This window comes from Acinetobacter sp. Q186-3 (assembly GCF_013420655.1).
Classification (GTDB): Bacteria; Pseudomonadota; Gammaproteobacteria; order Pseudomonadales; family Moraxellaceae; genus Acinetobacter; species Acinetobacter indicus.
In genome coordinates, this window is sequence record NZ_VOXS01000003.1 from 46352 (window position 1) to 68498 (window position 22147).

Here is a 22147-nt window from a genome sequence, read left to right on the forward strand (position 1 = left end):
TATGCATACTTCAACCACCAGTACTGCGGTCCTAACGCCGTGGAGCGCAGCGCAGTTACAACAGGCTACCCAGGGTTATTGGCTGAATGGTCGTACGCCAAGCACTGAAATTAAACGTATTTTAACCGACTCCCGTCATGCCGAAGCCGGCGATGCTTTTCTAGCACTGAAAGGTGAGCGTTTTGATGCCCACGATTTTGTGGCGCAAGTGGCGGCCAGCGGCTGTCAGGTGGCGCTTGTCAGCCAGCCGGTCGATGCCGATATTTTTCAGTTGGTGGTGCCGGATACCCGCCTGGCGCTGGGCCATTTGGGTGCCTATCGTCGTGCTCAATATCCCGATCTGAAAGTGATTGCCTTGACTGGTAGCAGCGGCAAGACCACCACCAAGGAAATGCTGGGCAGTATTTTATCACGTCTGGCGCCGACCTTAATTACCCGCGGTAACCTGAATAATGACCTAGGCGTACCGATGATGTTGCTGGAGCTGCGTCCGGAACATCAATATGCGGTGATGGAGCTTGGGGCCAGCCATCAGGGTGAAATTGATTACACCTCACAGCTGGTACAGCCACAGGTAGCGGGGATCATTAATATCGGCACCGCACATCTGGGCGAGTTTGGCGGCCGTGATGGCATCTGCCGGGCCAAATCTGAAATTTATGCGCATATTGTGGCAGATGGATGTTCGATTGTACCGGCCGCAGATGATTTTGCTGACTCGATCCGTCAGGCAGTTCGCACTGAACAGCAGCTTAGTTTTGGTAACGGCGGGGATGTGTTTGCCACCGACATCGAACTCCAACCCCAATCGACCCGTTTCCAGCTGCATACCCCGCAAGGCGTGCGTGCAGTCGATTTACCGTTTGCCGGTGAACATAATATCCAGAATGCCACAGCCGCAGCGGCATTTGCGCTGGCGATTGGCATTGGTCTGGATGATATTGTTGCCGGACTGGAACAGGCCCAAGGTGCTAAAGGTCGTCTGAATTTTATTCAGCACGGTGCGCATCTGTTGATTGATGATACCTATAATGCCAACCCGACCTCAATGCGGGCGGCCGGTGAAGTGCTGGCGCAGCAGGAGGGGATTCGGGTCATGGTCATCGGTGATATTGGCGAGCTGGGTGCATCGGCGGCAATTGAGCATTATAAGCTCGGCCGCGATCTGGTGTCGCTCAAAGGCCTGAACTTTGTGGTGGCGGTGGGCGAGTTTGCCCCGGCCAGCCAGGAAGGGGCACGCAGTACCCAATACGGCAAAAAACTCCAGGCCTTCCTGAATCAGGAACAGGCCTTGCCATTTTTAATTAGTCTAGTCGAAACACATCAACCTCAGTCCATGAGTTTCCTGTTCAAAGGTTCTCGTTATACCCATATGGAAACGTTGATGACTGCATTGATGGAGAAACTTTAAATGCTGTTATGGTTGTTTGAACAGCTTGCGGGCTATCACAGCTCGTTTCAGGTGGTTCGTTATTTAACATTACGTTCATTGCTGAGTGTCCTGACAGCGCTCGGGATTGGTCTTTTGCTTGGACCAGTGATGATTCGTAAGTTACAGGCATTAAAATACGGTCAGGCAGTCAGCTCGTTTGCGCCAGAAGGACATGCGAAAAAGATGGGTACCCCGACCATGGGCGGTGTGCTGATTTTACTGTCGATTGGGATTTCGACCCTGCTCTGGGCCGATCTTTCCAACCCCTATGTCTGGATTGTACTGGCGGTTATGGTGATCTTTGGTGCGGTCGGCTGGGCCGATGACTGGATTAAAATCCGTTATAAAGACAATGCCGGACTACCAGCACGCAAGAAATTCTTCTGGACTTCGGTGGCCTCTTTGGGCGCGGGTATTGCGCTGTACTATATTGCCACACAGCAGCCGAACCCGGCGCAAACCGCCGATATGCTGGATGTATTAATTCCGTTCTTTAAAGATTTCAGCATTCCGTTATCCATGATTCCACTGGGTATTGGCTTTATTATTTTCACCTATCTGGTGATTAATGGTGCTTCCAATGCGGTGAACCTGACTGATGGTCTGGATGGTCTGGCGATCATGCCAATTGTACTGGTTGCGGCTGGTTTGGGTGTATTTGCCTATTTAGCCGGTGATGTGCGCTTTGCCGATTATCTGCATATTCCTTATGTCAAATACGCCTCTGAACTGGTGGTGATCTGTGCCGCCATGATTGGTGCCGGTCTGGCCTTCCTCTGGTACAACGCGCATCCGGCGCAAGTTTTTATGGGTGATGTTGGCGCTTTATCGTTAGGTGCGATGCTTGGTACGATTGCGGTGATGGTGCGTCAGGAAATTGTCTTTGCGATTATGGGTGGTGTGTTTGTGGTCGAGGCGATTTCGGTCTTCCTGCAAATTGGCTCACTGCGGATGCGCAATAAACGCGTGTTCTTAATGGCGCCGCTGCATCATCACTATGAAAAGAAAGGCTGGCGTGAAACCCAGGTGGTGATTCGTTTCTGGATTATTACAATTATGCTGGTGGTTTTAGGCTTAATGACCTTAAAATTGCGCTAAGCAAATTGAACTGAAAAGTCGGCACTTGCCGGCTTTTTTTATGGCAGCAAGCTTGGGAGAAAAACATGAACCTGCTGATGTGTCCTGTCTGTCGTCAGCCCTTAAGCCTGACCGACCGAACATGGCGCTGTGACAACAAGCACAGTTATGATGTGGCCAAACAGGGCTATGTCAATTTGCATGTGGTGCAACATAAGCACAGTAAAAATCCGGGCGATACTCCGGAGTCTGTACAGGCGCGCCGGGCATTTTTAAGTGCAGGACACTATGCACCGCTGCAGCAGGCGGTGGTAGAGAAAATTCGCAGCCTGCGTATTGAAAACCTGCTTGATATTGGCTGTGGGGAAGGCTATTACACCAATGCCATGCAGGCTGAAGTGCTGCAATGTGTGGGCGTCGATATTGCCAAAAATGCAGTGCAAGTGGCCGCCAAACTGAATAAAGACGTGACCTGGGTGGTGGGAACCGGTGCGACTTTGCCGGTTTTGGATAAATCAATTGATCTGTGTACCAGTCTGTTTAGCCCAATTCCGAAAGAGGAAATTCTGCGGGTGCTGAAACCGGAAGCTTATCTGATGGTGGTAACCCCGGGACCGCAGCATCTGTTTGCGATGCGCGAAGCCTTGTTTGAAGAAGTTAAAGTGCATGAACCACAGAAGTTTGTGGAACAGCTAAAAGATGCGTTTGAGTTGGTCAGTGAAGATGTTGTTGATGCAGCAATGTGCTTAAATCAGAGCGATTTAAAACATCTGATTGCGATGACGCCATATGCCTATAAGGCCAAGCCGGAACGTCGTCAGGCGCTGGAGCAGCAGGATCAGTTCCTGCTGAATGCGCAATACCAGATATATCTGTTTCAGAAAAAGTAAGTCCTAAAAAAAGCCCTCAGTTGAGGGCTTTTTGTTGTGCGTTTATAAGACTTCATCAATCAGGTTTTCAATCGCATCAGGGCGAGAATTCTGCTGCTGATTTTGCGCTGGTTGTTGCGGCTGTGCCGGTTGCTGTGGCTGAGGCTGCATTGGTGGTGGAGTCGCCTCATCCGGAATCAGGATTTCCTCACCCGGCAAATCATCAAAATCATGCTGCGGTGCAGGCGCGACCGGTGCCGGCGCAGGACGATACAGCGGACGGGCCAATGGCGGTGATGAACGATAGCGCTGCTGCAACTCCTGCTCCATGCTGTCATTGCTGGCACTATCGCGGCTTAGCTGGTTGCCTTTACGGTCCAGACTGACCCAGGCTTCCGGTGTACCTTGCAGGGCTTTACCCATAAACTCGGTCCAGATCGGCAGGGCTGCGACACCGCCATATTCACGACGACCCAAAGTCGTTGGCTGGTCAAAACCGACCCAGGAAATGGTCACCAGTTTACCATTAAAGCCGGCGAACCAGGCATCTTTGGCATCGTTGGTGGTTCCGGTTTTTCCACCAATATCATTACGGCCAATACGCAGGGCAGCGCGTCCGGTACCATACTGAATCACATCACGTAGAATATTGGCCATATCATAGGCCGAGCTGGATTTTAAAATACGCTGTGCCTGACGATACTGGCTGCGTTCAATCTTGTTGGCTGGCGCTGCATCTGCAGTTTGGATTGACTGATTGGTGACTTCAATCACTTCATCATCTGGCGTTTTTACTTCAGCTGTTTCAGGATTTTTTTCATCTTCACTGATACAGACAATGCAGGCATATTCAGGATTGGCCTGATAGATGGTTTTGCCATACGCATCTTCAATACGCTGAATAAAATGCGGTTGTACCCGATAACCGCCATTGGCAAAGGTGGCATAGCCGGTGGCCATTTGCACCGGCAGCACCTGTGGCGTACCTAAGGCGATGGTGTAGTTACGCGGAATCTGGTCTTCCTGCAAGCCAAAATCCATAAATAGTTGGCGGGTACGGTCCAGACCGACGGTTTGAAGTAAGCGGACTGAAACGGTATTTCGAGATAAATACAGCGCACGGCGTAAAGGAATCATGCCCAGATAGCGGCCATCCGAGTTACGCGGCGACCATTTGCCAATGGTAATTGGGCTGTCATTGAGCATGGTATGCGGAGTCATGCCGCGTTCCAGTGCCAGCGCATAGACAAAGGGTTTAATGGTTGAACCCGGTTGACGCCAGCCTTGCAAGGCACGGTTAAAGGTCGATTGATAAAAGTTATAACCGCCGACAATGGCTTCAATCGCGCCATTGTTTGGGTTAATTGCAATCAGCTGCCCCTGAACTTTGGGAACTTGCACCAGTGACCAGGAACTTTTGTTCTGGTTGGGGCGTAAACGGACAATATCGTTAACTTTGACAATTTGAGCTGCCCGGTTTGGTGCTGCGCCAACACTATTGGCATTGCGATAGGGACGCGCCCAGGACATGCCAGACCACGGGACAGTGACGGTAGAACCATCCTGCATCAGGGCTTCAAAAGAATTGTTCAGGACTTTGGTGACTTGTGCGGGATAGGTGTTGGCAAAGGCACGAAAGTCACTCAGTGGCTGGTCATGCGCTTCGGCACCGCGCCAGCCATGACGGCGGTCATATGCTTCTAGACCATTTTGCACCGCCTGCTCGGCATAAGCCTGACGTTTACTGTCAATGGTGGTGTAAACCTTATAACCAGAATCAACCGCCTGCTTGCCGAATTTTTTGACCAGTTCAGCTCGGACCATTTCCCCAACATAGGGGTGAATATTACTGATACTGCGATCCGGCATATCCAGGTTAATTGGCTCGGCAATCCCACCCTGATATTCATTCTGGTTGATATAACCGAGTTGCAGCATCCGGCCCAGAATCCAGTTGCGACGTTCTAAGGCACGTTCCGGATTGACCACTGGATTGTAACGTGATGGCGCTTTTGGCAGACCAGCAATCATCGCCATTTGCGCAATACTCAGTTCTTCCAAGCTTTTGTTATAGTAAATTTTGGCTGCTGCCGCGATCCCGTAAGCATTTTTACCGAGAAAGATTTTATTGACATACAGGGTCAGAATTTCTTCTTTGGACAGGTTCTGTTCAATTTTTCGGGCTAGAAAAATTTCAGTCAGTTTGCGTCTTAAAGTGCGTTCCGGGCTTAAATAATAGTTCTTGGCCACCTGCATGGTAATGGTCGAGCCACCGGTTTGCACATTAGAACCGGTCACCGCTTCACTCACCGCACGGCCTAGGCCTTTAAAGCTGATGCCGCTATGTTCGAAAAAGGCCGAATCTTCAGCCGCTAAAAAGGCATAGATAAACTTTTCGGGAATCTGGTTGTACTCAACAGGTACAGAAAGTTTGCCACCATACTCTGCAATTAACTGATTATCCGTGCTATAAACTTGTAAAGGCTTCAAAAGAGGCGCTTTTTTTAGAGTGGTCATTTCCGGCAAAGATGGGGCAATATAGAGATACATGCCATAAAAACCCATCGGAATGGAAACTAACACAATAATTATGAGCAAAAAAAATGGATGAACACGGCCCGAACAAGATAGCTTTTTCATAACAAGTAAGTTTTAATAAGAGCTAATGGCAAACTAATTGCTGGTCAGTATAGCCTTTACCCATACGGATTGTTAGATGAGTTATTGTATCCGTACAAAAATATAGACCACAAAGCAACTTAGTGAATGGCATTTTTTTTGGGGATAAAAAAATAATAGGAAAAACTTATTGTGCGCAGGTTATATCGTAAACCGAGTAAGGGGTTAATAGGTGTAGATATTAGTTCTACTTCTGTTAAGTTATTGGAGCTCTCTGTAAAGAATGATCGTTACTGGGTGGAAAGTTACGCCTTGGTACCGCTCCCAGAGGGCAGTGTGGTTGAGAAAAATATTCTGAATCCTGAAGCTGTAGGGGATGCGCTCGAGCGTGCCTTTAATTTGGCCAATACACCGACAACAGCTGCCGCTTTAGCGATTCCAACCTCAATGGTAATTAGCAAGACCATTGAGATGGATGCCGATATGACGGATGACGAACGTGAAGTTCAAATCCGGATGGATGCAGAGCAATATATTCCTTTCCCATTAGATGAAGTTAGCCTGGACTTTGAGGTGCTGCCTGATCGTCTGGCCAATCCAAACCGGGTCAATGTTTTGCTGGTGGCGACACGACTGGAAAATGTCGAGAGTCGCTGTGAAGCGATTGAACTGGCCGGTTTAACCCCAAAAGTGGCAGATGTCGAAAGCTTTGCCATTGAAAATGCCTTTAAAGTCTTCGCCGATACCTTGCCGATGGGGGTAAATACCATTGGTGTGTTAGACATCGGTCATACCATGACCACGCTGTCGGTACTCAAAGACAATAAAATTATTTATACCCGCGAGCAGGTCTTTGGTGGCAAGCAGCTGACCCAAGAAATCCAGAACCGTTATGGTCTGTCCTTTGAAGAAGCCGGCCGCGCCAAGAAAAGCCGTACCTTGCCAGATGATTACGATGTTGAAGTGCTGGAGCCATTCCTTGAGGCGGTGGTGCAGCAGGCAGCACGTTCGCTGCAGTTCTTCTTCTCTTCATCGCAGTTTAGTGAAATTGACCATATTCTGCTGGCCGGTGGGAATGCCAATATTCCAGGCCTGGCCAAGCTACTACAGCAAAAACTGGGTTACCGCGTCACCATTGCCAATCCGTTTTTACAGATGGGTTTCTCCTCCAAAATTGATATTAAAAGAATTGAAAGCGATGCCTCTTCATTGATGGTGGCATGTGGCTTGGCATTGAGGAGTTTTGATTAATGGCAAAAATTAACTTACTCCCTTGGCGTGATGAGCTAAGAGAAAAACGAAAAAAAGAATTTATTGCGGTTTGTATTGGGGCTGCATTAATTGGGGTGCTGGCCGTCACGCTGGCATGGTTCTATTACAATCATAAACTTCAAGATCAGGAACAGGCCAATCAGCTGGTGATCAGTACCAACCAGAATCTGGATGTACAGTTAAAGTCGCTGGAAGGCCTGCAAGAGCAGCGTAATGCCATTGTCGAGCGCATGAAGCTGATTCAGGGTCTGCAAAGTCAGCGTCCGGTCGCGGTACGTTTGGTCGATGAGCTGGTCCGCGTTACCCCAAGTAGCATGTATTTGACCAAAGCGGCCCGTATTGGCAATAAATTTACCTTTGAAGGCAAGGCCGAAAGTCCAAACACGGTAGCAGAGTTCCTGCGTAATCTGGAAGCATCGCCATGGTATCGTAACGCCTTCATGAATTCTTTCTTGGCCGTTGAAGAAAATAAAAACAAGGCACCAAGTTCGGTTGTTCCACGGGTAGAAGAAAGCTATGGCAGCTTCGTGGTAACGGCAGATTTGGATGAAATTGCACTTCCAGGCACAGCACCTGCGTCTGGTACTCAAGCAACAGCGGGGGCAGTACAATGAGTCTCGATCAATATGAAGAAATGAATCAGGATCCTGTTGCTGCGCCAAAGAAAAAAATGACGCTGGATAAATTCCTGCAGCAATGGAATACCTTAGATCCGAATAACTATGGCAGCTGGCCGTTTTCCGTCAAGCTGACCATCTGGATCTTTATCATTATTTTAATTGCCTTCCTGGGCTATTTCCTGGCCATCAAGCCGAAGCTGGATGCAATTTCCAATGCGCGTGCACAAGAGCAGAACCTGCTGAATGAGTTTCGTGAAAAAGATTCCAAACTGCGTAACTTGCAGCAATATCAGGCGCAGTTACAGGAAATGGAAGCCAACTTTAACCAGCAGCTACAACAGTTGCCAAAAGAAACCGAAATTCCAGGTCTGGTTGAAGATGTGAACGTTACGGGCGTGAATTCAGGCTTAAGATTTAAAAATATCCGTCTGGAAAATGAAATCAAGCAAGAGTTCTTTATCGAGCAGCCAATTTCGATTGAAGCCACCGGTGATTATCACGCTTTTGGTTCTTTTGTCAGTGGTACAGCCGCTTTACCGCGAATTGTGACCATGCATGATTTCACCATTACTGCCGGTGAAAACAAGGAAAAGAAAACCGATATTCCACAAATTACCTATGTCGCGAAAGCCAAGACCTATCGCTATGTCGGGAATACCGATGCACAGGCAGGGAATAGCACGACTCCAGCCACAGGAGCAGCACAATGATGAAATTTGAAAAACTTTCGTTGGTTCTGGTGTTGGGCCTACTGGCTGCAGGCTGTGATTCACGTATTGATGCCGTGAATACACAAATGGCAGAAATCCGTAATCAGCCGCCGTTGCCGATTGAGCCGGCACCGACTTTTGAGCCGGCACCTGTATTTAACTATGCAGCGCATCAGCTGAAAAGCCCGTTTATGCCAAGTTCTCTGGCGGCCGAGCTGAAAATTATGGCGGGTAAACGGGTTTATCCAAACCTGTCGCGCCAGTTGCAGCCTTTAGAAAGCTATGCACTGGAAACCTTAAGTATGAAAGGTAGCATGCGCGGGCAACGCGGCGAGATTCTGGCCCTGATTCAAACTCCAGATGGTGAAATTGAACGGATTCAGCGCGGCAGCTATATGGGCTTGAATCATGGTCGGGTCATCAATATTACGCCGACACAAATTGACTTAATTGAGATTATTCCAGATGGTCGCGAAGGGTATGTTGAACGTCCAAGAAGTCTAGTACTGATTGGGCCGGCGCCATAAATTAAAGGAATAAAAATGAATAATACTGTGAAAGATTTTATTTTTGGGGATGGCATTACAATGAACAATTTGTTCCGTCAGTTTTCAATGGGCGCTGTTGCGATGGCCGTCATGCAAGTGGCCAATGCGCAGGTCAGCATTACCAATATTGTACCAATGCAAATTCCAGGACAAGGTACTGAAATTCGTGTCATGTTCAATGGCTTGCCATCTCAGCCTGCAGCCTATCAGCTTGAGCAGCCATCACGTTTGGTGCTGGATTTTGATAAAGCCCAGCAGAGCTTAAAACAGGCCAGCATTCCGGTTGCAACCCGGGAAGCCAGCTCGGTGGATGTCAGTTCCGATGCCCAGCGTGCACGTTTAACGGTTAATCTGGCTGAAGCGGGTGCTTTTACTACCCGTGTTGAAGGCAATACTTTTATTCTTAAAATTAACAGCACTCAGCCAGCCGCAACACCAGTGGCTATACAGCAGACAGCTCAAGGCGTATCAAATATTGGCTTCCAGCGCGGTGCAGAAGGGGAAGGTCAGGTAGTAATTGACCTGGCAGGCAGCAACACCCCGGTCGATGTACAACAGCAAGGCAGTAAAATTATTGTCCGTACCTTGGGCAATAAAATTCCTGCACATCTGGCGCGCCGTTTAAACGTCAATGATTTTGCCACCCCGGTATCTACCATTGATGCGCAAAATGATGGTGGCAATGGGGTAATTACTATTCAGTCTGCCGGAAGCTATGAATATATGGCGTATCAGGCAGAAAATAAACTGACCATCAGTCTGAAACGTCCGGTAGATAAGAACCCGTTCAAACCGCGTGCAGCACAAAGCTATACCGGCAAAAAGATTTCTTTAGATTTCCAGGATATTGAAGTGCGTCGTGTGCTGCAGTTACTGGCTGATTTTACCGGAATTAACATGGTTGCCGCCGATACGGTACAAGGCAATATCACCTTACGTCTCAAAGATGTGCCGTGGGATCAGGCACTAGATATTATTTTAAAAACCAAAAATCTGGATAAACGCCGTAATGGCAATGTGATCTGGATTGCACCCGTCGCAGAGCTGATCAAGGCCGAAGAAGAAGAAGCCAAAGCGATTGCACAAAGCGTCAAGCTGGCGCCGCTGCAAACCGAATATATCCAGTTAAATTATGCCAAGGCTGCTGATATTGAAAAACTGATTACTGATGGTAAAAACGCATCCAATTCTCGAGGCGGCACAAATTCGGGTTCTGGGGCAGATCCACTTGGTGATAGCGTCGGTAGTCTGCTCAGCCCACGTGGTACAGTGTCAGTCGATCCACGAACCAATACCCTGATTATTAATGATACTGCACAAAAAATTGACCAGATTCGCGGCATGATTGACTTGCTGGATGTATCGGTGAAACAGGTGATGATTGAAGCGCGTATTGTGCGTGCCACCACTGACTTCACCAAAGAGATGGGGGTCAAGTGGGGCATCCTGTCACAAGGGATCATGAATAATAACCATCTTCTGGTCGGTGGTAGTGATACCACACTGTGGAATTTACGTGAGCCGGAATTTGACGATGAGCGTGGTGGTTATACCTATGAAATTGAACGTCCACAAAACTTGAATGTCGATTTGGGGGTCACCAGCCCAGGTGCGAGCCGGATTGCTTTTGGTCTCATCAGCCTGTCTGACTTTATGCTGGATTTAGAACTGTCTGCCCTACAAGCTGATGGTTATGGTGAAGTGATTTCGACACCGAAAGTACTGACTGCTGATAAGCAACAGGCCAAAGTGGCTTCAGGTACGCAGATCCCGTATCAGTCTGCTGAAGGAGGCGGTGTCAATGCGGTATCCACCACAGAGTTTATTGATGCAACTTTAAGTCTGGATGTTACGCCAAGCATTACCCCGGATGGTAAAGTGCAGATGAACCTGAATATCACCAGTGATAGTCCGGGAGCACCAACGCCGACCGGTCAGCTGACGATTAACAAAAACTCGATCAATACCAATGTACTGGTCGATAATGGTGAAACCGTCGTGCTCGGTGGTATTTTTGAGCAGCAGACAGCCAATCAGCAAACCAAAGTGCCATTCCTGGGGGATATTCCGTATTTAGGCCGTTTATTCCGTAAAGATATTAAATCGGACAATAAACGTGAGTTGCTGATTTTTGTGACACCACGAATTGTTAATGACAGTGTTTCAAGAAATCATTAATATATTTTCAATTTAACAAAATAAATAGGTGACTCCTTGCCAAGCAAAGAGTTTAACGCCCTGCCAAATATCTATTTGGTGGGGCCGATGGGGGCCGGAAAAACCACGGTAGGGCGACATTTGGCAGAGCTGCTCGGACGCGAGTTCCTGGACAGCGATCATGAAATCGAGCGTCGTACCGGGGCCACCATTCCCTGGATTTTTGAAAAAGAAGGGGAAAGTGGTTTCCGTCACCGTGAAACCACCGTCATTGACGAGCTGACCTCTCGTACTCAACTGGTTCTTGCCACCGGCGGTGGTGCAGTCACCCAGGCCCCGAATCGTGAATTCCTCAAACAGCGTGGTATTGTGGTGTATCTGTATACCCCGGTCGAAATCCAGCTGCAACGTACCTACCGCGATAAAAACCGTCCTCTCCTTCAAGTTGAAAATCCTGAACAGAAACTGAAAGATTTGCTTGCAGTACGCGATCCATTATATCGTGAGGTGGCGCATCATATTATTGAAACCAATCAGGGGGCAGCCCGTGATCTGGCACAAAAAATCCTGAATGTGATCGTGGCGAAAAAATCAATTTAATTGAGTACAGTGTTTTAAAACCATGCAAACCTTATATGTTGAACTCGGCGATCGCCGTTACCCGATTTTTATTGGCAGTGATTTAAATCCTCAGACCTTACTGGAACCTTATATTCAAGGTAAGCAGGTCATGATTGTGAGCAACAGTACCGTGGCGCCTTTGTATTTAGAGCACTATCAAACTGCCATAGAAGCACTGGGTAAACAGGTGGCAACATGTATTTTGCCCGATGGTGAAAAATACAAGGATATTCAGCATCTCAATCTGATTTTTGATGCCCTGCTGGAGGCCGGGTTTAACCGCGATTGTACCGTGCTGGCACTCGGCGGCGGTGTGATTGGCGATATGGCCGGTTTTGCCTCGGCCTGTTTCCAGCGCGGTGTGTATTTTATTCAGGTGCCGACCACCTTGCTGTCTCAGGTCGATTCTAGTGTGGGTGGGAAAACTGGAATTAACCATCCGCTAGGTAAAAACATGATTGGTGCCTTCCAGCAACCGCAAGTGGTGCTGGCCGACATGTCGCAGCTCAAGACCTTGCCGGATCGTGAGCTGTCTGCCGGTCTGGCCGAAGTGATTAAATATGCGCTGCTGGGTGATATTGAGTTTCTGGACTGGCTAGAACAGCATATGGATGCCTTGGTGGCACGTGATCCGGTCTTGTTGGCGGAAGCGGTGTACCGTTCTTGCGCACACAAAGCCCGGATTGTCGCCAATGATGAAAAAGAGCAGGGCGAGCGCGCATTGCTGAATTTGGGTCATACCTTTGGCCATGCCATCGAGTCTTATCTCGGTTATGGCGAATGGCTGCATGGCGAAGCGGTTGCGACCGGTATGGTGATGGCCGCCGATTTATCGCATCGGATGGGCTGGATTTCCGCAGAGGATGTTGAGCGTACAAAAAGAATCATTTCTCGTGCCCAATTGCCGATAGTATGTCCTAAAATTCCGTTGGATGATTTTCTCGGTTTTATGGCCCATGACAAAAAAGTGCTGAATGGCCAGTTGCGACTGGTATTAATGCAGCGTCTGGGACAGGCCATCATTACCGGGGAATTTGATCCGGAATTAATGAAACAGTCTATTCTTGCGCATCAGGCAGCATAAATAAGGGATCCCATGGCAGCAGCATCACAAAGCGTCAAACAACGTGTTCAGAATTCCATCTGGTTGGTGTGTGGTGCGCTGTGTCTGCTGCTGGCGATTATCTTCTGGGCCATTACCGATCGTGATGAGCTGGTTGAAGTCGAAAAAGCCCCGGAATCAGAAGTTGAATTACAGATTCAGCCGGCAAAAGTCGCGGCAACCGCGCATTTGGGTGCCCTGATCGACGAAGTCAAACCGCTGGAACAAACCAAGCGTTTAACCGCTTCCGGTTTGCATGAGCCTGAATTTCGCGGCACCAAATTTATCTCCGAGCAGCGTAAAAACCAGACCATTGAGCTGTTTCGCGTGAGCGAAGAAGATATTATCAAGGGCTTTCTGAAAAAACAGGCTGATCGCCAGAATTTTCTTTATATTCGCTTGAGTGGTGAAAACCGCGCCGAGCAATATGTGTTGCTGTATGGCAATTATAAAAATACCAGTCAGGCGCGAAGCGCTTTAGAACAGCTGGCGCTGCAATTGCCTGCATCGGTCAAACCGGTGGTAACCAGCTTTATGGACTATCTACCGTTTGTCAATGACCTGGGTGCAGAGGAAGTGAGCCTAAACAATAAACTTTATGAAGTGGCTTTAAAGCCGGCTGCGCTGCCGAAAATTGATGAAAGTCTGCTGGCTGCACCAAAACAGAGCGCAACCAGTCCGCAACGCTCCACTACAACCACCACCGTAACCCGCCGTGATCAGGACGGAAACGTGGTGGATGTGCAAAAATCACAAAGTGGTGTTGCTCCACCTGCACCAGCATCGAATAACACCACCACAGAACAAGAAATTAGCGATCCTTTCAATTAAACTGCCGTTCTAAAATAGCGCAGGCTGGTGTATAAAAATAAAGATATGCACAAAAACAGTGCGTATAAAATAAGCGAAACTTCCCTGAAAGCGCACCGCTCTCACTGAAACTTGCCCAAATTAAGTCATTTAAAAATAGCACAATAAAGTTGGCATCATTTTTGCATTATTGGGGCATCAATTGAGTTAATGTCCCTATTTTGGAGCAAGAAAGATTCAATGATTGTGCGAAATCGTCAAATGTTTATGCTTGATTTAAGTGCGTAAAGGCAGTCACGGTTTTCCTCAGCTTGTCATCTTGATCACTCAAGATCAGAGCCAGGAGAAATGAACTTGCTCAACATGGATCTTAAGCTAAGTCAGTCGGACCAGGTCGCAAAAGAAAGTAGATTGTTAATGCCCAGCAAGGGCGCGTTGAAAGAAGGGTACGCTATGCACATGCCATCGCCTAATACTGTAGCTCCCGCTCAAGGTTTATACCAACCGGATGAGTTTAAAGATAACTGTGGTTTCGGTTTAATCGCCCATATGCAGGGTGATGCAAGCCATGATCTCGTCAAGACCGCCATTCATAGTTTAAGTTGTATGACCCACCGTGGTGGTATTGCCGCAGATGGCAAGACGGGCGATGGTTGCGGTCTATTGCTTGCCATGCCAAAACAGTTCTTCCGTGAAGAAGCCAAACGCTTAAGTGACATTACCTTAAGTGAAGTGTTTGCTGTGGGCACTATTTTCCTGAGCCTCGATCCGGCCTTAGCTGCGCATGCCAAACAGACGTTAACCAAAGAAATTGAAGCAGAAGGCTGTAAAGTCATTGCCTGGCGTGTAGTGCCAACCAATAACGATGCCTTAGGCTCAATTGCCATGCAGTCTTTGCCTGCCTTTGAACAGGTCATCGTGAACTGCCCGATTGGCGTGACTGAAGTTGAATTTAACCGCAAATTATTTTTGGCGCGTCGCCGTGCCGAGCAGCAACTCAGCAATGATCCGTATTTCTATGTGACCACTTTATGTTCAACTGTGATTAGCTATAAAGGTCTGATGATGCCAGCTGCGATTGCTGACTTCTATACCGACCTGGCTGATGAGCGTTTAGCGTCCCATATTGTGGTATTCCACCAGCGTTTCTCGACCAATACCTTGCCACGCTGGCCGCTGGCGCAGCCGTTCCGTTATCTGGCGCACAATGGTGAAATCAACACCATTACTGCAAACCGTAACTGGGCGCTGGCACGTACCCCTAAATTTGAAAACCCGTTGTTGCCGGGCTTAACCGAGCTGAATCCAATTGTGAACCGTACCGGTTCAGATTCATCCAGCCTGGACAATATGCTGGAAATTCTGGTGGGTGGCGGTATGGATCTGTTCCGTGCGCTACGTATGCTGGTACCACCAGCCTGGCAAAACGTGGAAACCCTGGATGCAGACCTGCGTGCCTTCTATGAATTTAACTCGAAACACATGGAAGCCTGGGATGGTCCGGCAGGTCTGGTGATTCAGGATGGTCGTCATGCCATCTGTATGTTAGACCGTAACGGTTTACGTCCGGCACGCTGGGTCATCACCAAAAATGGTTATATCACCCTGGCTTCTGAAATTGGCGTCTGGGGTTATGAACCGGAAGATGTGGTGTCGAAAGGCCGTGTCGGTCCGGGTCAGATTCTGGTGGTGGATACCATGACTGGCAAAGTGCTGGACACCAGTGATGTAAACCAGCACCTGAAAAAAATGCGTCCTTACCGTGAATGGTTACGTGAAAATTCAATTCGCGTTCAAGGCAGCCCGGAATTAGAAGAATATTTATGTGATCAGGGCTTAAAAGGCGATGGCCTGAAAGCGGCACAAAAAATGTTTATGGTCACTTTTGAAGAACGTGACCAGTTACTGCGTCCAATTGCAGAAAGCGGTCAGGAAGCCGTTGGCTCGATGGGCGATGATACCCCAATGGCCGTGTTGTCGCGTCAGGTGCGTCATGTATCGGATTATTTCCGTCAGCAGTTTGCACAGGTCACCAACCCGCCAATCGACCCGTTACGTGAATCAATTGTGATGTCGCTGGAAACCTGTCTGGGCCGTGAGCAAAACGTGTTTGAACAGGGGCCGGAACATGCTGATCGTCTGATCATTTCCAGCCCGGTGCTGTCAAACTCGAAAATGCACCAGATTCGTACTTTAGGACGTAAAGGCTATGAAATTGCCGATATCGACCTGAACTATGCTGAAACAGAAGGTCTGGAAGCGGCAATCACACGTATGTGCGAGCAGTCTGCACAAGCGATTCGTGATGGCAAAACCTTATTGGTACTTTCCGATAAGAAAATCCGTGAAGGCTATCTGCCGGCCAATGCAGTGATGGTCACTGGGGCAGTGCATCACCACCTGATTAATACCGGTTTGCGTACCGATGCCAACCTGATTGTGGAAACCGGTTTTGCCCGCGATCCGCATCAATTTGCAGTGTTGCTTGGTTTTGGTGCAACCGCGATCTATCCATATCTGGCCTATGATGTGATCAATGATTTGGTCGCTAAAGGTGAATTGCTCGGTGATCCGGTCTATGCACAATCGAACTTCCGTAAAGGGATTGAAAAAGGCCTGCTGAAAGTCCTGTCAAAAATGGGTATTTCAACCGTTGCTTCGTATCGTGGCGGTCAGCTGTTTGAAGCAGTTGGTTTATCTGCCGAAGTGGTGAATACCTGCTTTAGCGGTGTACCAAGCCGTATTCAGGGTGCGACTTTTGTCGATCTGGAAAATGACCAGAAAAAACTGGCCGATACCGCGTGGAAAGCGCGTAAGCCAATTGATCAGGGCGGTTTGCTGAAATTCGTATTTGGCAAGGAATATCATGCCTTTAACCCGGATGTGATCAACTCCTTACACAAGGCGGTGCGTTCAGGCAATTATGCCGATTTCAAAGAATACGCCGAGATTGTGAATAACCGTCCAATCGCGACCATTCGTGATTTATTTAAACTGAAAACAGACAATTCGATTCCACTGGAACAGGTGGAATCGGTTGAAGAGATTTTACCGCGCTTCGACTCAGCCGGGATGTCTTTAGGGGCGTTATCACCTGAAGCACACGAAGCAATTGCGATTGCCATGAACACGATTGGTGGTCGTTCGAACTCGGGTGAGGGCGGTGAAGATCCAGCGCGTTACGGCACCATCCGTAACTCGAAAATCAAACAAATTGCATCGGGCCGTTTTGGTGTGACGCCTGCGTATTTAACCTCTGCAGAAGTCCTCCAGATTAAAGTCGCGCAAGGTGCAAAACCAGGTGAAGGTGGCCAGTTGCCGGGCGGTAAAGTAAACGGTCTCATTGCCCGTTTACGTTACTCTGTACCGGGCGTAACCTTAATTTCGCCACCACCGCATCACGACATTTACTCGATTGAAGATTTATCACAGTTGATCTTCGATTTAAAACAGGTGAACCCACAGGCGATGGTGTCGGTGAAACTTGTTTCTGAGCCAGGTGTCGGCACGATTGCGGCCGGTGTTGCGAAAGCGTATGCCGATTTCATTACCATTTCTGGTTATGATGGCGGTACAGCGGCTTCGCCACTTTCTTCTATTCATCATGCAGGTTCTCCGTGGGAGCTCGGTCTGTCTGAAGCACATCAGGCACTGCGTGTGAACGATCTGCGTGGTAAAGTTCGCGTACAAACCGATGGGGGTTTAAAAACCGGTCTGGACGTGGTGAAAGCGGCCATCCTCGGTGCAGAAAGCTTCGGTTTTGGTTCTACCCCAATGATCGCTTTAGGTTGTAAATATCTGCGCATCTGTCACCTGAACAACTGTGCGACCGGTGTGGCGACGCAGCAGGATCACTTGCGTCAGGAACACTATATCGGTGAGCCGCAAATGCTGATCAACTTCTTCACCTTTATTGCTGAAGAAACCCGTGAATGGCTGGCGGCGCTGGGTGTATCCAGTCTGAAAGACCTGATTGGTCGTACAGACTTGCTGGAAATCCTGCCGGGTGAAACCGACAAGCATGCCCATCTGGATTTAAGTGCCTTGCTGGAATCACATCCTGCCGCGGAAGGTAAGGCGCAGTACTGTGAAGTACAAGGCAATGAACCGTTCGATAAAGGCGTATTGGCCGAGCAGATGGTTAGCGAGATGCTGCCAGCCATTGAAGCCGGTACCGGTGGTGAATTTAATTACACCATTGGCAACTGTGACCGTTCAATCGGTGCGCGTATTTCTGGTGAAATTGCCCGCCGTTATGGCAACCTCGGTATGGAAGCCCATCCGGTGAAAATGAACCTGACCGGTACTGCAGGTCAATCGCTGGGTGTCTGGAATGCCGGTGGTTTACACATCAAGCTGGAAGGTGATGCCAACGATTACGTGGGTAAAGGTATGGCTGGTGGTCGTCTGTCGATCTTCCCACCAAAAGGTTCGCCGTTCCAGACCCAGAATACCGCAATTATTGGGAACACCTGTCTATACGGTGCCACTGGCGGTAAACTGTTTGCAGCCGGAACTGCAGGTGAGCGTTTCGCGGTGCGTAACTCGGGTGCCTTTGCTGTGATTGAAGGCGCAGGCGATCACTGCTGTGAATATATGACCGGTGGTATCGTAACGGTACTGGGTAAAGTCGGACACAACTTTGGTGCCGGGATGACAGGTGGTTTTGCTTATGTACTTGATTTGGACAATGACTTCGTTGACCATTACAACCATGAGCTGATCGAGTTAAACCGTATTTCTACAGAGTCGATGGAAGAACACAAAGAGTTCTTGTCACGTATCTTAGATGAGCATATTCAAGAAACGGGTAGTGCCTGGGCGTACAAGATCCGCCATGAGTTTGATTACTACAGCCGCAAGTTCTGGCTGGTAAAACCAAAAGCAGCCAACTTGCTGACTTTGTTAAAGACAACTCAAGCTGATCCTCAATAATTCCACGACTGCAGAAATGAAGCCAGATGCAAGGCAACTGTGAATCCCTTGCATCTAGCCACGGAGTAAAGACATGGCAGAACGCCTAAGTAATGACTTTCAATTCCTGGATGTTGCACGCCAAGACCCAGAGAAAAAAGAGATTGACGTCCGCAAATCTGAGTTTGTGGAAATTTATAAGCCATTTACCGCAGAAGTGGCGACCAACCAGACCCATCGCTGTTTAGGCTGTGGTAACCCGTATTGTGAATGGAAATGTCCGGTACATAACTACATTCCAAACTGGTTAAAACTGGTTTCAGAAGGCCGTATTTTCCAGGCAGCAGAACTGTGCCATCAGACCAATACCTTGCCAGAAGTGTGTGGCCGGGTGTGTCCGCAAGACCGTCTCTGTGAAGGTGCCTGTACCCTAAATGATGGTTTTGGTGCCGTGACCATCGGCAATGCAGAAAAATACATCAATGACACTGCATTTGCGCTGGGCTGGCGTCCAGACATGTCACATGTCAAATGGACCGATAAAAAAGTCGCGATTATTGGTGCGGGCCCGGCAGGTCTGGGTTGTGCCGATATTCTGGTGCGTAATGGTGTAAAACCAGTCGTATTTGACAAGCGTCCGGAAATTGGTGGTCTGCTGACTTTTGGTATTCCAGAATTCAAGATGGAAAAAGATGTGATGAAACGCCGCCGTGAAATTTTCACCGGTATGGGCGTAGAATTCCGTTTAAATACCGAAATTGGTACAGATGTCACCATTGACCAGTTACTGGCTGATTATGATGCTGTCTTCATGGGCATGGGTACTTATACCTACATGAAAGGTGGTTTTGCCGGTGAAGACCTGGATGGTGTGTATGATGCGCTGGACTTCCTGATTGCCAACGTGAATCGTTGTCAGGGCTGGGAAAAAGATCCATCAGAATACATCTCAGTCGAAGGCAAAAAAGTGATTGTCCTGGGTGGTGGTGATACCGCGATGGACTGTAACCGCACCTCAATCCGTCAGGGTGCCGAGTCGGTTACCTGTGCCTATCGCCGTGATGAAGCCAATATGCCGGGTTCACGTCGTGAAGTGACCAATGCGCGTGAAGAAGGGGTGGAATTCCAGTTTAACCGTCAGCCAATTGAAATTGTGGGTGAAAATGGCAAAGTTACTGGAGTAAAAGTGGTGACCACGCAACTGGGTGAACCAGACAGCCGTGGCCGTCGTAGTCCAGAGCCAATTCCGGGTTCAGAAGAAATTCTGCCGGCAGATGCAGTATTGTTGGCCTTCGGTTTCCGTACCAGCCCAGCCGACTGGTTTGCCGATGTGAACATCAACCTGGATGGTTCAGGTCGTGTCGTGGCTGCAGAACAGCAGGAATTTAAATTCCAGACTTCAAACCCGAAAATTTTCGCCGGTGGTGATATGGTGCGTGGCTCTGATTTAGTCGTGACTGCAATCTGGGAAGGTCGTCAGGCAGCAGAAGGCATTCTGGATTATCTGGATGTCTGATTCACGCTGAATTCATTCAAGAAGCCCGCTTTTAGAGCGGGTTTTTTAATCACTTTGGTTTTAGAATCGGTAGGTGAAGATGAAAAAGAGACAAGGGCTGCTAGCAAATTCGCTGTAAACACACTTTATGCAACAGGTCATTTTGAAGTTTTTTGCAAATTGAATCGGTCTTTTTGCCATAGGGGAAAGTGATTTTGTTCACATACTGAGCTTCTCCAAAATAAAAAAGGTCAGTAACCATGACGCAAGTGACGGCAGAAAAATCCTATCTTCATCGTCCGAAAGCCATTGGGATCACGGTTCGCCGGCTCAAATTTAATCCTCATGCTATCCGCCGGCATTATTTTGCCAATTCTCCAGTGATGTCGCATCTGCTTACCGCCTTATCTTCCACTTTTCCCATTGGTGAGCAGTTTTTTGTACATAGCGTGCGTAATGTACGTGATCAGGTTCAGGATCCGCAGTTGCAGGCACAAATTGCTGCGTTTATTGGGCAAGAGGCAATGCATTCCAAGGCGCATCGTGAATTTAACAATGCCTGGCGCCGTGATGATTATCAGCTCGATCGTTTTCAGGCCTGGCTGGCGCGCAAAGATCATCATGTCAAAAGTCTGCCACCCAAAGTACAACTGGCGATTACCTGTGCCTTTGAACATTTTACTGCGCTACTGGGCGGTTATATTCTGCGTCATCCGGAAGTGTTGAGTACGCTGGATGATGATGCGGCCAAGCTGTGGATCTGGCATGCGATTGAAGAAATTGAACATCGGGCGGTGGCGTTTGAGGTATATCAGCATGTGTATGCCGATCATCGCCTGCGCCGTATGATCATGCGCAGTGTGACTGCCGGTTTTGCCAGTCTGACTTTTTATAGCGCTTCACAGCTGTTTTTACAGGGCAAGAAAAACAGTATGCCGAAAATCGGCGGTAATCTGTTTGGTTTGTATTTGCTGGCGAAAATGCTGCTGCAGCTATTGCCGGAATATCTGTCTTATTACCGGAAAGATTTTCATCCGGCCAAAATCAATTACAGTCGCAGCCTTAGATACTGGAAGCAGCGCATGGCAACGCAGTATCAGGTTGAAGGTTTCCAGCAGGAACAACAGCCACAATTACTCAGTTAATTCAAACAGATGTTGGATAACTAATCGAAACCAGGCCGATTATGTGTCTGGTTTTTTCATGCGTGTATGTTTTCCAAGTGATAAATAAAATTAACAAAACTGGGCTAAAATACCGTTAGAATCAAATTATTGAACAAATACAAATAAATAATTAGAGGATAAGGCATGAACTTGATGAAAAAAACACTGCTGATGCTGGCACTCAGCAGCAGCTTGACCTTGAGTGGCTGTGGCTATAACACCTTGCAAGTCAAAGATGAAGCCGTGACAGCTGCTTGGTCGGAAGTCCAAAACCAGTATCAGCGCCGTGCCGATCTGGTGCCGAACCTGGTCAATGTAGTGAAAGGCTACGCTGCACATGAAGAGCAGGTGTTGACTGAAGTGACCCAGGCACGTGCCAATGTGGCCGGCTTAAAAGTCGATCAGGCGGTGCTGGAAGACCCAGCCCTGTTCCAGCGTTATCAGGAAGCGCAAGCGCAAATGACTGGGGCGCTATCGCGTTTAATTGCGGTATCAGAAAATTATCCGGATTTAAAAGCCAATCAGCAGTTCCGGGATTTGCAGGTACAGCTTGAAGGTACCGAAAACCGTATTGCGGTAGCGCGTAACCGTTATATCACCACGGTACAGGACTTTAATGCCTATTCACGCCAGTTCCCACAGGTGATGACTGCAAAAGTGATTGGTATGGACACCAAGCCAAACTTTAGTGCCGATCAAAACGCACAAACTGCACCAACCGTGTCGTTTGAATAA

16 protein-coding genes are annotated in these 22147 nt (G+C 48.4%); 15 read left to right on the forward strand and 1 reads right to left on the reverse strand.

Annotated features, from left to right (window positions below; all coding sequences use genetic code 11):
• The first annotated feature begins 1 nt into the window (after position 1).
• The 3 genes from murF (at position 2) to FTT64_RS03520 (ending at position 3399) form a co-directional block, all read left to right on the forward strand.
• Entirely contained in the window at positions 2 to 1411 is a 1410-nt protein-coding gene (murF, locus tag FTT64_RS03510) for a UDP-N-acetylmuramoyl-tripeptide--D-alanyl-D-alanine ligase (RefSeq protein WP_180182076.1), read from the forward strand.
• Complete coding sequence (mraY, locus tag FTT64_RS03515) at positions 1412 to 2530, forward strand: phospho-N-acetylmuramoyl-pentapeptide-transferase (protein ID WP_005180530.1); 1119 nt, start codon at positions 1412 to 1414, stop codon at positions 2528 to 2530. It abuts the gene before it with no gap.
• A 65-nt stretch (positions 2531 to 2595) separates the two neighbouring features.
• The gene (locus FTT64_RS03520; RefSeq protein WP_180182075.1) at positions 2596 to 3399 is read left to right on the forward strand and encodes a putative RNA methyltransferase; all 804 of its coding nucleotides are present in this window, start codon (positions 2596 to 2598) and stop codon (positions 3397 to 3399) included.
• Between the two features lie 42 nt (positions 3400 to 3441).
• Here the strand turns inward: FTT64_RS03520 and ponA are convergent, their stop codons facing one another.
• Positions 3442 to 6018 carry a penicillin-binding protein PBP1a gene (ponA, locus tag FTT64_RS03525; RefSeq protein WP_180182074.1) on the reverse strand — a complete coding sequence of 859 codons (2577 nt, stop codon included), beginning with the start codon at positions 6016 to 6018 and terminating at the stop codon, positions 3442 to 3444.
• Positions 6019 to 6189: 171 nt separating this feature from the next.
• Here ponA and FTT64_RS03530 point away from each other — a divergent pair, with 171 nt between their 5' ends.
• The 12 genes from FTT64_RS03530 to FTT64_RS03585 all read left to right on the forward strand — a co-directional run bounded on the left by FTT64_RS03530 (position 6190) and on the right by FTT64_RS03585 (position 22147).
• Positions 6190 to 7248: a pilus assembly protein PilM gene (locus FTT64_RS03530; RefSeq protein WP_016658445.1), complete on the forward strand. Its 1059-nt coding sequence runs from the start codon at positions 6190 to 6192 to the stop codon at positions 7246 to 7248.
• On the forward strand, positions 7248 to 7883 hold the full coding sequence (locus tag FTT64_RS03535) for a PilN domain-containing protein (RefSeq protein ID WP_180182073.1): 636 nt from the start codon (positions 7248 to 7250) through the stop codon (positions 7881 to 7883). The genes FTT64_RS03530 and FTT64_RS03535 overlap by 1 nt, the downstream gene beginning before the upstream one ends.
• On the forward strand, positions 7880 to 8599 hold the full coding sequence (locus FTT64_RS03540) for a type 4a pilus biogenesis protein PilO (protein WP_005180513.1): 720 nt from the start codon (positions 7880 to 7882) through the stop codon (positions 8597 to 8599). The genes FTT64_RS03535 and FTT64_RS03540 overlap by 4 nt, the downstream gene beginning before the upstream one ends.
• The gene (locus FTT64_RS03545; protein ID WP_104489345.1) at positions 8599 to 9126 is read left to right on the forward strand and encodes a pilus assembly protein PilP; all 528 of its coding nucleotides are present in this window, start codon (positions 8599 to 8601) and stop codon (positions 9124 to 9126) included. The genes FTT64_RS03540 and FTT64_RS03545 overlap by 1 nt, the downstream gene beginning before the upstream one ends.
• A gap of 60 nt (positions 9127 to 9186) precedes the next feature.
• Entirely contained in the window at positions 9187 to 11325 is a 2139-nt protein-coding gene (locus FTT64_RS03550; RefSeq protein ID WP_180182089.1) for a type IV pilus secretin PilQ, read from the forward strand.
• Between the two features lie 36 nt (positions 11326 to 11361).
• Positions 11362 to 11904: a shikimate kinase AroK gene (gene aroK / locus FTT64_RS03555; protein WP_075167858.1), complete on the forward strand. Its 543-nt coding sequence runs from the start codon at positions 11362 to 11364 to the stop codon at positions 11902 to 11904.
• Between the two features lie 22 nt (positions 11905 to 11926).
• Positions 11927 to 13009, forward strand: coding sequence for a 3-dehydroquinate synthase (gene aroB / locus FTT64_RS03560; RefSeq protein WP_180182072.1), 1083 nt, complete (start codon positions 11927 to 11929; stop codon positions 13007 to 13009).
• 12 nt (positions 13010 to 13021) lie between these two features.
• On the forward strand, positions 13022 to 13858 hold the full coding sequence (locus tag FTT64_RS03565; RefSeq protein WP_104472445.1) for a hypothetical protein: 837 nt from the start codon (positions 13022 to 13024) through the stop codon (positions 13856 to 13858).
• 438 nt (positions 13859 to 14296) lie between these two features.
• On the forward strand, positions 14297 to 18772 hold the full coding sequence (gene gltB / locus FTT64_RS03570) for a glutamate synthase large subunit (RefSeq protein ID WP_180182071.1): 4476 nt from the start codon (positions 14297 to 14299) through the stop codon (positions 18770 to 18772).
• 73 nt (positions 18773 to 18845) lie between these two features.
• Positions 18846 to 20267, forward strand: a complete 1422-nt coding sequence (locus FTT64_RS03575) for an FAD-dependent oxidoreductase (protein WP_104483916.1) — start codon at positions 18846 to 18848, stop codon at positions 20265 to 20267.
• A 239-nt stretch (positions 20268 to 20506) separates the two neighbouring features.
• Positions 20507 to 21391, forward strand: a complete 885-nt coding sequence (locus FTT64_RS03580) for a metal-dependent hydrolase (protein WP_180182070.1) — start codon at positions 20507 to 20509, stop codon at positions 21389 to 21391.
• A 165-nt stretch (positions 21392 to 21556) separates the two neighbouring features.
• Entirely contained in the window at positions 21557 to 22147 is a 591-nt protein-coding gene (locus FTT64_RS03585) for a LemA family protein (protein ID WP_005180484.1), read from the forward strand.

Coding starts and splice junctions, on each gene's coding strand:
- FTT64_RS03575 (WP_104483916.1), top strand. CDS start 18,846: ATGGCAGAACGCCTAAGTAATGACTTTCAATTCCTGGATGTTGCACGC.
- aroB (WP_180182072.1), top strand. CDS start 11,927: ATGCAAACCTTATATGTTGAACTCGGCGATCGCCGTTACCCGATTTTT.
- FTT64_RS03540 (WP_005180513.1), top strand. CDS start 7,880: ATGAGTCTCGATCAATATGAAGAAATGAATCAGGATCCTGTTGCTGCG.
- murF (WP_180182076.1), top strand. CDS start 2: ATGCATACTTCAACCACCAGTACTGCGGTCCTAACGCCGTGGAGCGCA.
- FTT64_RS03545 (WP_104489345.1), top strand. CDS start 8,599: ATGAAATTTGAAAAACTTTCGTTGGTTCTGGTGTTGGGCCTACTGGCT.
- gltB (WP_180182071.1), top strand. CDS start 14,297: ATGCCATCGCCTAATACTGTAGCTCCCGCTCAAGGTTTATACCAACCG.
- FTT64_RS03585 (WP_005180484.1), top strand. CDS start 21,557: ATGAACTTGATGAAAAAAACACTGCTGATGCTGGCACTCAGCAGCAGC.
- ponA (WP_180182074.1), bottom strand. CDS start 6,018: ATGAAAAAGCTATCTTGTTCGGGCCGTGTTCATCCATTTTTTTTGCTC.
- FTT64_RS03565 (WP_104472445.1), top strand. CDS start 13,022: ATGGCAGCAGCATCACAAAGCGTCAAACAACGTGTTCAGAATTCCATC.
- FTT64_RS03550 (WP_180182089.1), top strand. CDS start 9,187: ATGAACAATTTGTTCCGTCAGTTTTCAATGGGCGCTGTTGCGATGGCC.
- FTT64_RS03520 (WP_180182075.1), top strand. CDS start 2,596: ATGAACCTGCTGATGTGTCCTGTCTGTCGTCAGCCCTTAAGCCTGACC.
- mraY (WP_005180530.1), top strand. CDS start 1,412: ATGCTGTTATGGTTGTTTGAACAGCTTGCGGGCTATCACAGCTCGTTT.
- FTT64_RS03580 (WP_180182070.1), top strand. CDS start 20,507: ATGACGCAAGTGACGGCAGAAAAATCCTATCTTCATCGTCCGAAAGCC.
- FTT64_RS03535 (WP_180182073.1), top strand. CDS start 7,248: ATGGCAAAAATTAACTTACTCCCTTGGCGTGATGAGCTAAGAGAAAAA.